This is a genomic window from Xanthomonas sp. WHRI 8932A, assembly GCF_035012785.1.
Lineage (GTDB): Bacteria > Pseudomonadota > Gammaproteobacteria > Xanthomonadales > Xanthomonadaceae > Xanthomonas.
On sequence record NZ_JAYGQQ010000006.1, the window covers coordinates 13,255 to 26,358 of the forward strand.

Sequence of the window (13,104 nt, forward strand, 5' to 3'; positions counted from 1 at the left end):
ACCGCAACGGCGCGGACGCAGCGCTTTAGGCCGTCTTGCCCGCCTCGCAGCCATACGCCGCCAGAAACATCTCCACCGCGCGTTGCGTGGCGTCGCGCAGATACTCGGGCGACGGATCTTTCAGCGCACCGAACAGGCAGGGCATCAGCGTTTCCGCTTCGAACAGGGCGCCCAGTTGGCGTGCGGCCAACGACGCGTCGGTACGCCGCATCAGGCCACGGTCGATCTGCAGTTGCAGAAAGTCGGCGACGCGCTGCATGCCTTCTTCCGGACCGGCATTGAAGAACAGCGCGCCGACTTCCGAGCGGCCGGAGACGCCGATGATGGTCTGCCAGATGGTGATCGAGGAGGGGGCGCACAGGAAGGTGAGGATGTCCTCGCCAAAACGCTGCAAGGCCACGGCAATGGGGCCGCTGCTCTGCGACAGCGCATCCAGCAAGGGGTCGATGTAGCTGTCGGACATGTCTTTGGCAAACGCAACGAACAGCTCTTCCTTGGACGGAAAATAGCCGTACAGCGTGCGCTTGGAGCCGCCGACCCGGGCCGCGATCTGCGACATCGACGCCCCTTCGAAGCCCAGTTCGAGGAATACCTCGCTGGCAGCCTGAATGATGGCGTCGCGCTTTGCTTCGGTTCTGACCCGCATCCCGTCCTCCTGCTAATTCATAAGTATACCAACTGGGCAGAAATGCTTGACGCCCACGGTTGAGCTTATTAGGATACCGAACCGTACCGTTTATATTTTTAATCGCGCGTCTTCGGAGACCTTCTCGTGCGTTCTCAAGCCTCTTACCGCCTGCCGTTGTTTGCTGTTGCCGCCACCGTCCTGCTCAGCGCCTGCGGCAGCCCGCCGGGCGGACCACCGCCAGAAGAGGGCACTCCCGAGATGGCGGTGCTGACCGTCAAGCAGCAGCCAGTGCCGCTGACCACCGCGCTGCCGGGGCGCACCGTGCCGTACCTGATCGCCGAAATCCGGCCGCAGGTAGGCGGCATCGTGCAGTCGCGCCAGTTCACCGAAGGCGGCGACGTCAAGGCCGGGCAGACGCTGTACCAGATCGATCCGGCGACCTACCGCGCCAGCTACGCCAGCGCCCAGGCCACGCTGGCCAAGGCGCAGGCAAATCTGCGCACCGCCAGGCTCAAGGCCGAGCGCTACACCGAGCTGGCGCAGATCAAGGCGATCAGCCAGCAGGAAGGCGACGACACCGACGCAGCGCTGGGCCAGGCCGAGGCTGACGTGGCGGCCGGCAAGGCCAGCGTGGAGACCGCGCGTATCAACCTGGCGTTCGCCCGTCTGGACGCCCCGATCTCCGGCCGCATCGGCCGCTCCAGTGTCACGCCGGGCGCGTTGGTGACCGCCAATCAGGCCACCGCGCTGACCACCATCCAGCAGCTGGACCCGATCTATATCGACGTCACCCAGCCCAGTGTGGCGGTGTTGCGGCTGAAGCAGGCGATGGCGCGCGGCGACCTGGAAAAGGCCGGCGAAGGCGCGGCCAAAGTGTCGCTGCTGCTGGAAGACGGCAGCCGCTATCCGTTGCAGGGCCAGCTGGCGTTCTCCGATGTCACCGTGGACCAGAACACCGGCTCGATCACCCTGCGCGCGGTGTTCCCCAACCCCAACGCGGATCTGCTGCCGGGCATGTACGTGCGCGCAGTGCTGCAGGAAGGCGTCAAGCAACAGGGCGTGCTGGTGCCGCAGCAGGCGGTCTCGCGCAATGGTGCCGGCAAGCCGACCGTCTTCGTGGTCGGTGCCGACCACAAGTTGCAGTTGCGCGTGCTGGACACCGACCGCGAAGTCGGGGACCAGTGGCTGGTGCGCAGCGGCCTGAAGCCCGGCGAACAGGTGGTGGTCGAAGGCGCTTCGCGTGCGCGCGACGGCATCCAGGTCAAGACCGTGCCATGGCAACCAAAGCGCAGCGACGCTGCGGGCGCGCCATCTGCGCCCAGCACGCCGCGTGCGGCAAATTAAGGCGGATCACACGACATGGCACGCTTTTTCATTGACCGTCCGATTTTCGCGTGGGTGTTGGCCATCATCGTGATGCTGGCCGGCATCCTGTCCATCGCCACCTTGCCGATTGCGCAATACCCCAGCATCGCGCCGCCCGCCGTCGCCATTACCGCCAATTATCCGGGCGCCTCGGCGCAGACGCTGGAAGACACCGTCACCCAGGTCATCGAGCAGAAGATGAAGGGGCTGGACCATCTCAGCTACATGGCCTCCACCAGCGAATCCAGCGGTGCGGTGACCATTACGCTGACCTTCGACAACGGCACCGACCCGGACACTGCGCAGGTGCAGGTGCAAAACAAGTTGTCGCTGGCCACGCCGTTGCTGCCGCAGGAAGTGCAGCAGCAGGGTGTGACGGTGACCAAGTCGGCCACCAATTTCCTCAACGTGCTGGCCTTCACCTCCGAAGACGGCAGCATGAGCGACTCGGACCTGTCCGACTACGTAGCTGCCAACGTGCAGGAAACCATCAGCCGTGTCGAAGGCGTGGGCGACACCACGTTGTTCGGTTCGCAATACGCCATGCGCGTCTGGCTTGACCCGGACAAGCTGAGCAATTTCAATCTCACCCCGGTGGATGTGCGCACTGCCATCCAGGCGCAGAACGCGCAGGTGTCGGCCGGCCAGCTCGGCGCGTTGCCGGCGGTGGCCAACCAGCAGCTCAATGCCACCATCACTGCGCAGACCCGGCTCAAGACCGCCGAGCAATTCGAAAACATCCTGCTGCGCACGCAGGCCGATGGCGCGCAGGTGCGGCTGCGCGATGTGGCACGTATCGAACTGGGTAGCGAAAGCTACAACACGGTAGGCCGTTATAACGGCAAGCCGGCCGCAGGTCTGGCGATCAAGCTGGCCACCGGTGCGAATGCGCTGGATACGGTGCGCGCCATCGACAAAAGCCTGGAAGAACAGGAGAAATTCTTCCCGCCGGGCATGAAGGTGCAAAAGCCGTACGACACCACACCGTTCGTGCGCATCTCCATCGAGCAGGTGGTCCGCACCTTGATCGAAGCGGTAGTGCTGGTGTTCCTGGTGATGTATCTGTTCTTGCAGAACTTCCGTGCCACCTTGATTCCAACCATTGCGGTGCCGGTGGTGTTGCTGGGTACCTTCGGCGTGCTCGCCGTCTTCGGTTTCACCATCAATACGTTGACCATGTTCGCGATGGTGCTGGCGATCGGCCTGCTGGTGGACGATGCCATCGTGGTGGTGGAAAACGTCGAGCGCGTGATGGGTGAGGAGCAGTTGTCGCCCAAGGACGCCACACGCAAATCGATGGACCAGATTTCCGGTGCGCTGGTCGGTGTTGCGCTGGTGCTGGCGGCGGTGTTCGTGCCGATGGCGTTCTTCGGCGGCTCCACCGGGGTGATCTACCGCCAGTTCTCGATCACGATTGTCTCGGCGATGACCTTGTCGGTGCTGGTGGCGATGATCCTGACCCCGGCCTTGTGCGCCACCTTGCTCAAGCCGGTGCACAAAGGCCATGGCATGGCCACTACTGGCTTTTTCGGCTGGTTCAACCGCGTATTCGATCGCGGCAATCACCGCTATCAAGGCGTGGTGCGGCACATGCTGGGCAAGGGCTGGCGGTACATGCTGGCCTATGCGGTGTTGCTGGCGCTGGTGGTGTTCGGTTTCATGAAGTTGCCGGTGGGCTTTTTGCCGGACGAGGACCAGGGCACGTTGTTCGTGCTGGTGCAGTTGCCGCCCGGTGCTACCGATACGCGGACCAACGAGGTGCTCAAACAGGTGGAGCATCACTTCCTGGTCGATCAGAAGGATTCGGTGTCAGGCGTGTTTGCGGTGTCCGGTTTCAGCTTTGCCGGCACCGGGCAGAACGTGGGGTTTGCCTTCGTCAAATTGCGTCCATGGGACGAGCGTACCGGCAAGGGCCAGAGCGTCACCGACGTAGCCGGCAAGGCTGGCGCTTTTTTCGCCAGCATCCGCGATGCCAGGGTATTTGCGTTCGCGCCGCCGGCGGTGTCGGAGTTGGGCAATGCCACCGGCTTCGATCTGATGTTGCAGGACCGCGCAAATCTGGGCCATGACGCCTTGATGCAAGCGCGCAATCAGTTGCTGGCCGAGCTGTCGCAAGACAAACGCCTGGTGGCGGTGCGCCCGAACGGGCAGGAAGACACGCCCGAGTTCAAGCTGGAGATCGACCCGCACCGTGCGCAGGCGATGGGGGTGTCGATCGCCGACATCAACAACACCTTCGCCAGTGCGTGGGGCAGCGTGTACGTCAACGACTTCATCGACAAGGGACGGGTCAAGAAGGTGATGCTGCAGGCCGACGCGCCTTACCGTATGAACCCGCAGGACGTCGACCGCTGGTTCGTGCGCAACAGCGCCGGCACCATGGTGCCGTTCAATGCCTTCGCGACTGCCAGCTGGCAATCGGGCTCGCCGCGGCTGGAGCGCTACAACAGCGTGCCGTCGGTGGAGATCCTGGGCATGGCGCTGCCCGGCGCGGCGTCCAGTGGCGAAGCGATGCAGATCGTGGAAGCGGCGGCGGCCAAATTGCCGCCGGGCATCGGCTTCGAGTGGACCGGGTTGTCGCGGCAGGAAAAATCCTCCACCGGCCAGACCGGCCTGTTGTACGGCCTGTCGATCCTGATCGTGTTCCTGTGTCTGGCCGCGTTGTACGAAAGCTGGGCGATTCCGTTCTCGGTGATTCTGGTGGTGCCGCTGGGCGTGTTCGGCACGCTGCTGGGCGCGATACTGACCTGGAAAATGAATGACGTGTACTTCCAGGTGGGGTTGTTGACCACCATTGGCCTGGCATCGAAAAACGCGATCCTGATCGTGGAGTTTGCCAAGGAGCTGCACGAGAGCGGCAAGAGCCTGATCGAGTCGGCGCTGGAAGCGGCGCGCATGCGTTTGCGGCCGATCCTGATGACATCGCTGGCCTTCATTCTGGGCGTGGTGCCGTTGGTGCTCGGCAGCGGTGCCGGTGCCGGCGCGCAGCATGCGCTGGGCACGGCGGTGATCGGCGGCATGTTGTCCGGCACGGTGCTGGCGATCTTTTTCGTACCGCTGTTCTTCGTGCTGGTCAGCGGGTTATTCAAGCGCCGCGCGCAACCTGCCACGCCCGCTACTCCGCAACCGACAGGACACTGACATGACACCGATTCGCATGACACTTGCCGCGATCGCGGTGGCCAGCGTGCTGTCTGGCTGCACCATGATGCCGCGCTACACGCGCCCCGATGCACCGGTGCCGGACCACTTCGCCGGTGCCGGCTCCACCACAACGCCCGATGCCGCCGAAACCGAACAGGCGCGCAACGTGGCCGATATCGGCTGGCGCGAGGTCTTCACCGACCCCGCGTTGCAGCAGGTGATCGCGCTGGCGCTGCAAAACAACCGCGACCTGCGCGTGGCCGCACTCAATATCGAAGTGGCGCGTGCGCAATACCGGGTGCAGCGCGCTGCATTGGTGCCGTCCATCGATGGCACCGGTACCTCCAACAATGCGCGCACGCCGTCCGAACTGGCCATCCCCGGGCAGCCGGCAGTGTTCCGCACCTACAGCGGTAACGTCGGCATCAGCGCGTACGAACTGGATCTGTTCGGGCGCGTGCGCAGCCTCAAGGAGCAGGCGCTGCAACAATTTCTGTCCACCGCCGAAGCGCGCCGCAGCACGCATATCAGCCTGGTCGCCGAAGTCGCCACCGCCTATCTGACGCTGGCTGCCGATCAGGCATCGCTGCAGCTGGCGCAGTCCACCTTGAGCAGCCAAAGCGACAGCTATCGCCTGCAGCAACGCAGTTTCGAGCTGGGCGTGGCCTCGCAGCTCACCTTGCGCCAGGCGCAAACCACGGTGGAAACCGCACGCGTGGATGTGGAGCGCTATACCGCGCAGGTGGCGCAGGATCGCAATGCCCTGGTGCTGCTGGTCGGCACGCAGTTGCCGGACGCCTTGTTGCCGCGCGCGTTACCCGATGGTGCCAGTGTGGACGGCAACGTGCTGGCCAGCGTGCCGGCAGGGGTGTCCTCGCAGTTGCTGCAACGTCGCCCGGACATCCTGGAGGCCGAGCGCAACCTGCGTGCGGCCAATGCCAACATCGGTGCAGCGCGCGCGGCGTTCTTCCCCAGCATCAGCCTCACCGGCTCGCTGGGCTCGTCCAGCAGCAGCCTGTCGAACCTGTTCGATTCGGGCACGCGCGCCTGGAGCTTCGTGCCGTCGCTGACCTTGCCGATCTTCAACGCCGGGCGCAATCGCGCCAACCTGGACATGGCCAAGGCCAATCGCGATATCGAAGTGGCCCGTTACGAAAAATCCATCCAGAGCGCGTTCCGCGAAGTGTCCGACGCACTTGCGCAACGCGACACGCTGGGCCGGCAATTACAGGCCCAGCAGGCGTTGGTCGATGCAACTGCCGATAGCTATCGGTTGTCGCAGGCGCGTTTCGAGCGCGGTATCGACAGCTATCTGCAGGCGCTGGATGCGCAGCGCTCGCTGTACAGCGCACAGCAGACCTTGATCGGCACGCAGTTGTCGCGCTTCACCAACTTGGTGACGTTCTACAAGGCGATGGGCGGCGGCTGGTTGCAGACCGCAGAACCGGAGATGGCCAGCGTTGCGACAGCGCAGCCCCGTGGGTGACGCCAGCCTGGCCGGTGATACGCCGCCACGCGCGCGTTCGCTATCCGGCAAACGTAGCGCGATCCTGGCGGCGGCGCGTGCGCTGTTTCAACATGACGGCTTCGACCGCACCAGCATGGACAGCATTGCCCGCCATGCGCTGGTGTCCAAGGCCACGGTGTACGCGTATTTCGCTTCCAAGGAGGTGTTGTTCCGCACCACGCTCGAGGCCTTGGCGCATGCCCCACGCAGTCATTGGGACGTGCTGCTGCAGGCGCGTGGTCCATTGGATCAGCGCCTGATTGCCGTTGCCAATGCGCTACTAAACGTTGCAAGCCGCGGTGCGCTGGACGATACCGCCTACGGGCTGGTGCGACCGCCGCTAGTGCCCAGCCAGATGCGCGAGGAGATGTGGATGCTGTGCTTCGAGCGCTACGACCGCATGATGCGCACCCTGTTGGCGCGTGAGCTCGACAAAGCTGCGTTGGCGATCGACAACCTGCCGGACGCATCGGTGCATTTCTTCGGGCTGATGACCGGCCTGCCGTCCAATGCGGCGGCACGCGAGGCGGCATCGCATGACCGCGCCGTGCGGCAAGCGGCCTATGTCAGCGGTGCGGTGGCGCTGTTCTTGCGTGCCTATCGTCCGGTGGCGGCACATCCGACGGCGCAACGTAAACGCGAGACACCCAGCGGGTTTTAGCGGCGATCCCGAGCAGCAGCGTGCCTGCGCGCGACGGGCGGTTGCGGGAAGGCTTCCTCGCGCGCAGGCGCCCGCCCACGAAACATGCTTATTCGCGCGTCAGACCTTGCCGTAGCGCATCGATCACCACGCGCAGTGCGGCGGAGGATTGGCGACGGCTGGGGTAATAGGCGTAATAGCCCTCGAAGGGCTCGCACCAGTCCTCCAGCACGCGGCGCAGCTGGCCGGCGGCGATGTGGTCCAGCACCATGGATTCCGGCAGATACGCGATACCCGCGCCGGCCAATGCGGCGCGCAACATCGCACTGCTGCTGTTGAAGGTCCATTGCCCGTCCACGCGCACCTTGACCTCGCGCCCGGCGTTGTCGAACTCCCAGGCCAGCAACCCACCGTGTGTGGGCAGGCGTAGGCCGATGCAGTTGTGCTGCGCCAGATCGGCCGGAACGGCCGGGATGGTGTGATGCACGAAGTAGCCCGGCACCGCGACCACCGCCATGCGCTGCGGTGGGCTGATCGGCACTGCAATCATGTCCTTGGCCACCTGGTCGCCCAAGCGGATGCCGATGTCGTAGCGCTCGGCCACGATATCGGCCAGACCGTAATCCACGGTGACTTCGATCCTGAGGTCCGGATAGTCGGGCAGCACTTTCGAAAGCGCCGGCCACACGTAGGCATCGGCGGCGTGGCCGGCGCTGGTGATGCGGATGGTGCCGGCCGGCTTGTCGCGGAAGTCGGTCAGCGCAGACAGCTCGTCGTCGATCTCCTGCAGCCGCGGCGCCACCGTTTCGAACAGGCGCGCACCGGCTTCGGTCATTGAGACGCTACGCGTGGTGCGGGTCAGCAAGCGGATGCCCAAGCGCGTTTCCAGGGCACGCACGGTATGGCTCAACGCCGATTGCGAGACGCCCAGCTGCGCGGCAGCGCGGGTGAAGCTGCCTTCGCGCGCCACCGTGACGAAGACCTGCAGGTCGTTGAGGTTTTCCCGAGCCATTGCTGCCAGTGCCCGCTCCAGGCATGCGATTCATGCGGCCAGCATCATGCGCGATGGCGTGTGATGGCCTCAATGTCGTGGCGGCCCGCAGCGCAGGCGCATTGATGCGCTGCGTTTCTAGCTGTATGCGGATTTGCAGGGGCAGTGCGCGCGCACATGCGCGCTACAGTGCAGGCCACCGGATGCAGGGCAGGGCGATGCTCAGCTGCCGACTGCCCTACCGATGCGGTTGCTGCTCGATCGCGCAGCAGCTACTGGTTCGCTTCGATCTGAGTGGCGCCCTGCGCGTCGCCCGGCGAGCGACCGCTACGTTGTTTCACTACGTTCAAGGAGTACTGCAATGAATCTGTTCGCAACTGCAATGTCGTTGTCGATGATGGCCGCTACCACCGCTCCGGGGGGTGAGGGGCAGGGTGGCGAGGAGCATGCGGGGCAGACGCAGGCACCGATCAAGGTAAGCCGTGCCGGCGGCGCGGCGTCGGCCGTGGGCCCGGCCGATTACTTCACCGGCAAGGTGCGTATCGATGCGCCGTTTCAGGCCGATGCGCCGGCACGCGTGGGCGGTGCCACGGTGACCTTCGAGCCGGGCGCGCGCACTGCGTGGCATACCCATCCGCTGGGGCAGACGCTCATCGTCACCGCCGGTGCGGGGCGGGTGCAGGAATGGGGCAAGCCGGCGCAGGAGATTCGCCCCGGCGACATCGTGTGGATTCCGCCTGGCGTCAAGCATTGGCACGGCGCAAACGCGACGGTGGCGATGTCGCACATTGCCATCGCAGAATCGGTGGATGGCTCGCCGGTGACCTGGCTCGAGCAGGTGACAGAGGCGCAGTACCAAGCCGATTGAGTAAGTAATCACGCTGCTGTGCTGGGTCTGCCGTTTCGACGGCACCTACTCACTGCATCGGCATCGCTGCTTGGGCAGCGCAGATGTCGCGCACAGCGCGATGTCCGCGTGCAGACGGCTGCAGCGAGGTCAGGCCAGCAGTCTCACGCCGCTTCCGTCGCGTCGGGCGCGCTTGCGCGTAACCGCTGCGCATCGCGCGCGGGCGGCTTGCCCAGAATGCGCGCGTAATCGCGGCTGAATTGCGATGCGCTTTCATAGCCGACCCGAAACCCGGCGTCAGCGGCGGTAAGCGCGTCGGCCACCATCAGCCGGCGCGCCTCGTGCACGCGCAGATGCGAGCGGTACTCCAGCGGTGTCATCGAGGTCACTGTCTTGAAGTGCGCATGGAAGGTGGAGCGGCTCATCGCCGACAGATCGGCGATCTGTTCGATGCTGAAACGCTGTGCGTAGTGCTCGCGCAACCACACGATGGCCTTGGAAATCTGGTTGAGGCGGCTATCGGCAATGGCCATCTGGCGCACTACCGTATTGGCGGGGTCGGCCATCAGGCGATACAGCAGTTCGCGCGTCACCAGCGGTGCCAGCGCGGCGATCTCCTGCGGTCGGTCGAGCAGGCCTGCCAGCCGCACCGCGGTGTCGTACAGCTGCGGTGTGCTGCGGTTGAGCAATAGACCGGCAGCTGTGGCATCGCGCTGCGGCTCGGCGAGTTCCGCATGGTGGATCGCCAGCTCGCTGAGCACGGCGGTGTCCAGGTCCAGGCAGAAGCACAGGTACGGGTGCGTGGCGCTGGCCTCGATCACCGAACCGACGATGGGCAGATCGACCGACGCCACCAGATACATCTGCGGATGATAGTGATAGGCCTGTGCGCCCAGCATCGCGCGCTTGCGGCCCTGCGCCACCAGGCACAGCATCGGCGTGTAGACGGTGGGGATGGCGTCGGTGGCGACGGCGCTGCGCATCACATGCAGCCCGGCGATCTGCGTGGCGTGCATGCCGTCGGCCGGCGCGTGGCGCAGCAGGATGTCAGTGAGGTTGGCGGTGGCGGATGGCATGCGGAACGCTCGTGCGCTGGCGCTGTGCGGCACAGCCGCGGTAGCGCGATCCTACAAGGGACGCCGTGGTGCGCCCATCAATGGCAGACTCGACAATGCCGCGGATGCTTGCGCGTGGCGGTGCGGGCGCAGCCATCAAGCCGCTGCCGCTGATCGATCACTCACGCACATTCCGTATTCTTGCGACCTGTCTCCGGTGCCCCGATCGTCATGCCTGCAAAACCCCGATCCCTAGCTGCTCCCTCCACCCCTGCCGACTGGAAGGCGATCGAGCAAGCGGCGACCGCCGAGCTTGCCAGGCGCACGCAGCTGGCGCACCAGCAGATCATCGGCCTGTTGCGCACGCACGGACATCTACTCAGCGACGCCCAGCGCCGCGCGCTGGGCAAACGCCTGCAGCGCAGCGGGAAATAAGGCGTTCGCGTCGTCGCGCCGCCAGCATCCTGGCCGCGTTGCGCCTACAGTTTGCTAAGTCCGCAGGCGGAAAATGTAGCGTGCGGCATGCGCGCAACACTCCGTAGCGGCCTAACGCCACGCCGCTGCGCGGCATCGCGGGCAAGGGGCAGAGGCCGCGCATCTGCGGGGCACTGGATCAGACCTCGGCGATCATCGCCGCGCTGCAGGACGACGACGCACACGATCTCTAGCGGGCCGTCATGCCGGTGCTCATGCGCCCGAGGTCGATTCCCATGGCGGCGTCTGGCCGAAGTGTTCGAGCAGGAACTCCACAAACGCACGCACCCGCGGCGGCTGCAGCTGGCGTGCGGGCATCACTGCGCTGATCTGCGAGGTGGGAGGCGGATAGTCGGTCATCACTTCGACCAGGCGGCCGGCGCGCAGGTCATCGGCGATATGCCAGTACGAATACATCCCGATGCCTTGCCCGGCGAGCACCGCATCGCGCACCAGTTCGCCGAAGTTGCTCTCGAAGCGGCTCTGCATGCGCACCCGTACCTCGCCGCCTTCCGGTGTCTGCAGGGTCCACAGGTCCTGGCGGCCAGTGCGGCCCATCAGCAGCACGCCTGGATGCTGCATCAATTCTTCGGGAGTGCGCGGTGTGCCGTGCCGCTGCAGATACGCAGGCGAGGCGGCCAACGTGCGGCGGTTGTCGGCGATGCGCCTGGCCACCAGGCCGGAGTCGTCCAGCGCGCCGATGCGAATGGCCAGGTCGAAGCCCTGCTGGACCAGGTCCACCAGGTCGTCGCTCAGGTGCGCGCTGATGCGCAGGCGCGGGTGGCGGGCCTGGAAGGCGGGCAGCAGCGGGGAAATGTACTGACGCCCGAACGAGGCCGACAGCGTGACCCGCAAGGTACCGCCGACATCGTGGGCGCTCTCGCGCAGGTCGTCGGCCAGCGCTTCCAGGTCGTCCACCAGCACCCGGCCGCGCGCTGCCAGTCGCTGCCCTTCCGGTGTGGGATGCAGGCGGCGGGTGGTCCGGTGCAGCAGGCGCACGCCGAGGTCGCGTTCCAGCCGCTTCAGGCGCTGGCTGGCGACCGCCACCGACAGGTCCAGGGTGTTGGCGGCGGCGGTGATCGAGCCCAGGTCCAGCACGCGCAGGAACAGCGCGATATCACCGAGACGGTCCATACATTGTCAACGTGGCATTGAAAGTGAATCAGCATAACAAGGCTTCTTGAAGAGGATCGCGTGGCGCAGGCTGTGCGCAGTCCTCCAGGGTTTCTGTCATGTCTTCTGCTGCTGCGTCCCGTCTGCCGCCAGCCCTGCTGGCGTTGACCATCGGTGCCTTTGGCATCGGAACAACCGAATTCGTCATCATGGGCCTGTTGCAGCAGGTCGCCACCGACCTGGACGTTTCGCTCACCGCGGCCGGCCTGTTGATCAGCGGCTATGCGCTGGGCGTGAGCATCGGCGCGCCGGTGCTCACGTTGCTCAGCGCTCGCTGGCCGCGCAAGTCCGTGCTGGTGAGCCTGATGGTCGTCTTCACCCTGGGCAATCTCGCCTGTGCCCTGGCGCCCGACTACGCCAGCCTGATGGTCGCGCGGGTGCTGACCTCGCTGGCGCATGGCACGTTCTTCGGCGTCGGCGCGGTGGTGGCCACCTCTCTGGTGCCGCCCGAGCGGCGTGCCTCGGCCATCTCGTTGATGTTTGCCGGCCTCACCGTGGCCACCCTGCTGGGCGTGCCGGCCGGTGCATGGCTGGGCCTGCAACTGGGCTGGCGGGCCACCTTCTGGGCGGTGACGGTGATCGGGGTGCTGGCCACGGCTGCGGTGGCGCTGTGGGTGCCGGCCGCCGCAGGTGCGGCCGCGCCGGTGTCATGGCGTCAGGAAGTGGCGGTGTTGCGGCGCGGGCAGGTGTTGCTGGCGCTGGCGATGACGGTGCTGGGCTATGCCGGCGTATTCGCGGTTTTTACCTACATCCAGCCGCTGCTGGTGCAGGTGACCGGGTTCGCGCAGGCGGCGGTGTCGCCGGTCTTGCTGGTCTTCGGTGTCGGCATGATCGTGGGCAATGTGCTGGGCGGGCGCCTGGCCGACCGGCGCGCCACTGCCGCGTTGCTGGGCACATTGGCCACGCTGGTGGCGGTGCTCGCTGCGATGGGCTTGGCCCTGCACAACAAGACCGCGATGGTGGTGGTTGTCGGGCTGTTGGGCGTGGCCGCCTTCGCCACCGTGGCGCCGCTGCAATTGCGTGTGCTCGAACATGCACGCGGTGCCGGCCAGAACCTGGCCTCCAGTCTCAATATCGCCGCATTCAACCTTGGCAACGCGCTGGGTGCCTGGCTGGGCGGTGTGGCGATCGCCACGCACGCCGGCCTGGTCGCTACTCCGTGGGTCGCCGCGCTGTTGAGCGCCGTTGGCCTGGGCATCGCGTTGTGGAGCGTGCACCTGCAACGCCGTCGCGCCGCTGCGCCGGACGCATGCGCGCAGGTGGGTTGATTCGATTCTTCA

Annotated in this window: 11 protein-coding genes; 7 read left to right on the forward strand and 4 right to left on the reverse strand. The window is 65.7% G+C overall.

Going from position 1 to position 13,104, the window contains the following annotated elements; all coding sequences use genetic code 11:
- Window positions 1–25 precede the first annotated feature (25 nt).
- Window positions 26–646 (reverse strand): TetR/AcrR family transcriptional regulator, encoded by a 621-nt coding sequence (locus VC212_RS10820; protein WP_055849822.1) that lies wholly within the window; start codon window positions 644–646, stop codon window positions 26–28.
- A gap of 126 nt (window positions 647–772) precedes the next feature.
- Between VC212_RS10820 and VC212_RS10825 the strand changes: the two genes are divergently transcribed.
- Genes VC212_RS10825 through VC212_RS10840 form a run of 4 tightly spaced genes read left to right on the forward strand, consistent with a single transcriptional unit; the run spans window position 773 to window position 7,305 of the window.
- Window positions 773–1,972, forward strand: coding sequence for an efflux RND transporter periplasmic adaptor subunit (locus VC212_RS10825; RefSeq protein WP_323515718.1), 1,200 nt, complete (start codon window positions 773–775; stop codon window positions 1,970–1,972).
- Between the two features lie 15 nt (window positions 1,973–1,987).
- Window positions 1,988–5,134: an efflux RND transporter permease subunit gene (locus VC212_RS10830; RefSeq protein ID WP_115528493.1), complete on the forward strand. Its 3,147-nt coding sequence runs from the start codon at window positions 1,988–1,990 to the stop codon at window positions 5,132–5,134.
- Between the two features lies 1 nt (window position 5,135).
- Complete coding sequence (locus VC212_RS10835; RefSeq protein ID WP_323515716.1) at window positions 5,136–6,623, forward strand: efflux transporter outer membrane subunit; 1,488 nt, start codon at window positions 5,136–5,138, stop codon at window positions 6,621–6,623.
- Window positions 6,624–6,630: 7 nt separating this feature from the next.
- Window positions 6,631–7,305: a helix-turn-helix domain-containing protein gene (locus VC212_RS10840; RefSeq protein WP_323515743.1), complete on the forward strand. Its 675-nt coding sequence runs from the start codon at window positions 6,631–6,633 to the stop codon at window positions 7,303–7,305.
- Window positions 7,306–7,393: 88 nt separating this feature from the next.
- Here the strand turns inward: VC212_RS10840 and VC212_RS10845 are convergent, their stop codons facing one another.
- Window positions 7,394–8,296, reverse strand: a complete 903-nt coding sequence (locus tag VC212_RS10845) for a LysR family transcriptional regulator (RefSeq protein ID WP_323515715.1) — start codon at window positions 8,294–8,296, stop codon at window positions 7,394–7,396.
- A gap of 340 nt (window positions 8,297–8,636) precedes the next feature.
- Between VC212_RS10845 and VC212_RS10850 the strand changes: the two genes are divergently transcribed.
- Entirely contained in the window at window positions 8,637–9,143 is a 507-nt protein-coding gene (locus VC212_RS10850; RefSeq protein WP_055849832.1) for a cupin domain-containing protein, read from the forward strand.
- A gap of 143 nt (window positions 9,144–9,286) precedes the next feature.
- On the opposite strand, the gene VC212_RS10855 is transcribed toward VC212_RS10850, so the two are convergent.
- Window positions 9,287–10,198 carry an AraC family transcriptional regulator gene (locus VC212_RS10855; RefSeq protein ID WP_323515713.1) on the reverse strand — a complete coding sequence of 304 codons (912 nt, stop codon included), beginning with the start codon at window positions 10,196–10,198 and terminating at the stop codon, window positions 9,287–9,289.
- Between the two features lie 210 nt (window positions 10,199–10,408).
- On the opposite strand from VC212_RS10855, the gene VC212_RS10860 reads away from it, so the two are divergent.
- Window positions 10,409–10,612 carry a hypothetical protein gene (locus tag VC212_RS10860; RefSeq protein ID WP_323515712.1) on the forward strand — a complete coding sequence of 68 codons (204 nt, stop codon included), beginning with the start codon at window positions 10,409–10,411 and terminating at the stop codon, window positions 10,610–10,612.
- A 252-nt stretch (window positions 10,613–10,864) separates the two neighbouring features.
- Here VC212_RS10860 and VC212_RS10865 read toward each other — a convergent pair whose 3' ends face one another.
- Window positions 10,865–11,785: a LysR family transcriptional regulator gene (locus tag VC212_RS10865; RefSeq protein ID WP_323515710.1), complete on the reverse strand. Its 921-nt coding sequence runs from the start codon at window positions 11,783–11,785 to the stop codon at window positions 10,865–10,867.
- Window positions 11,786–11,883: 98 nt separating this feature from the next.
- On the opposite strand from VC212_RS10865, the gene VC212_RS10870 reads away from it, so the two are divergent.
- Window positions 11,884–13,092, forward strand: coding sequence for an MFS transporter (locus VC212_RS10870; protein ID WP_323515708.1), 1,209 nt, complete (start codon window positions 11,884–11,886; stop codon window positions 13,090–13,092).
- Window positions 13,093–13,104 lie beyond the last annotated feature (12 nt).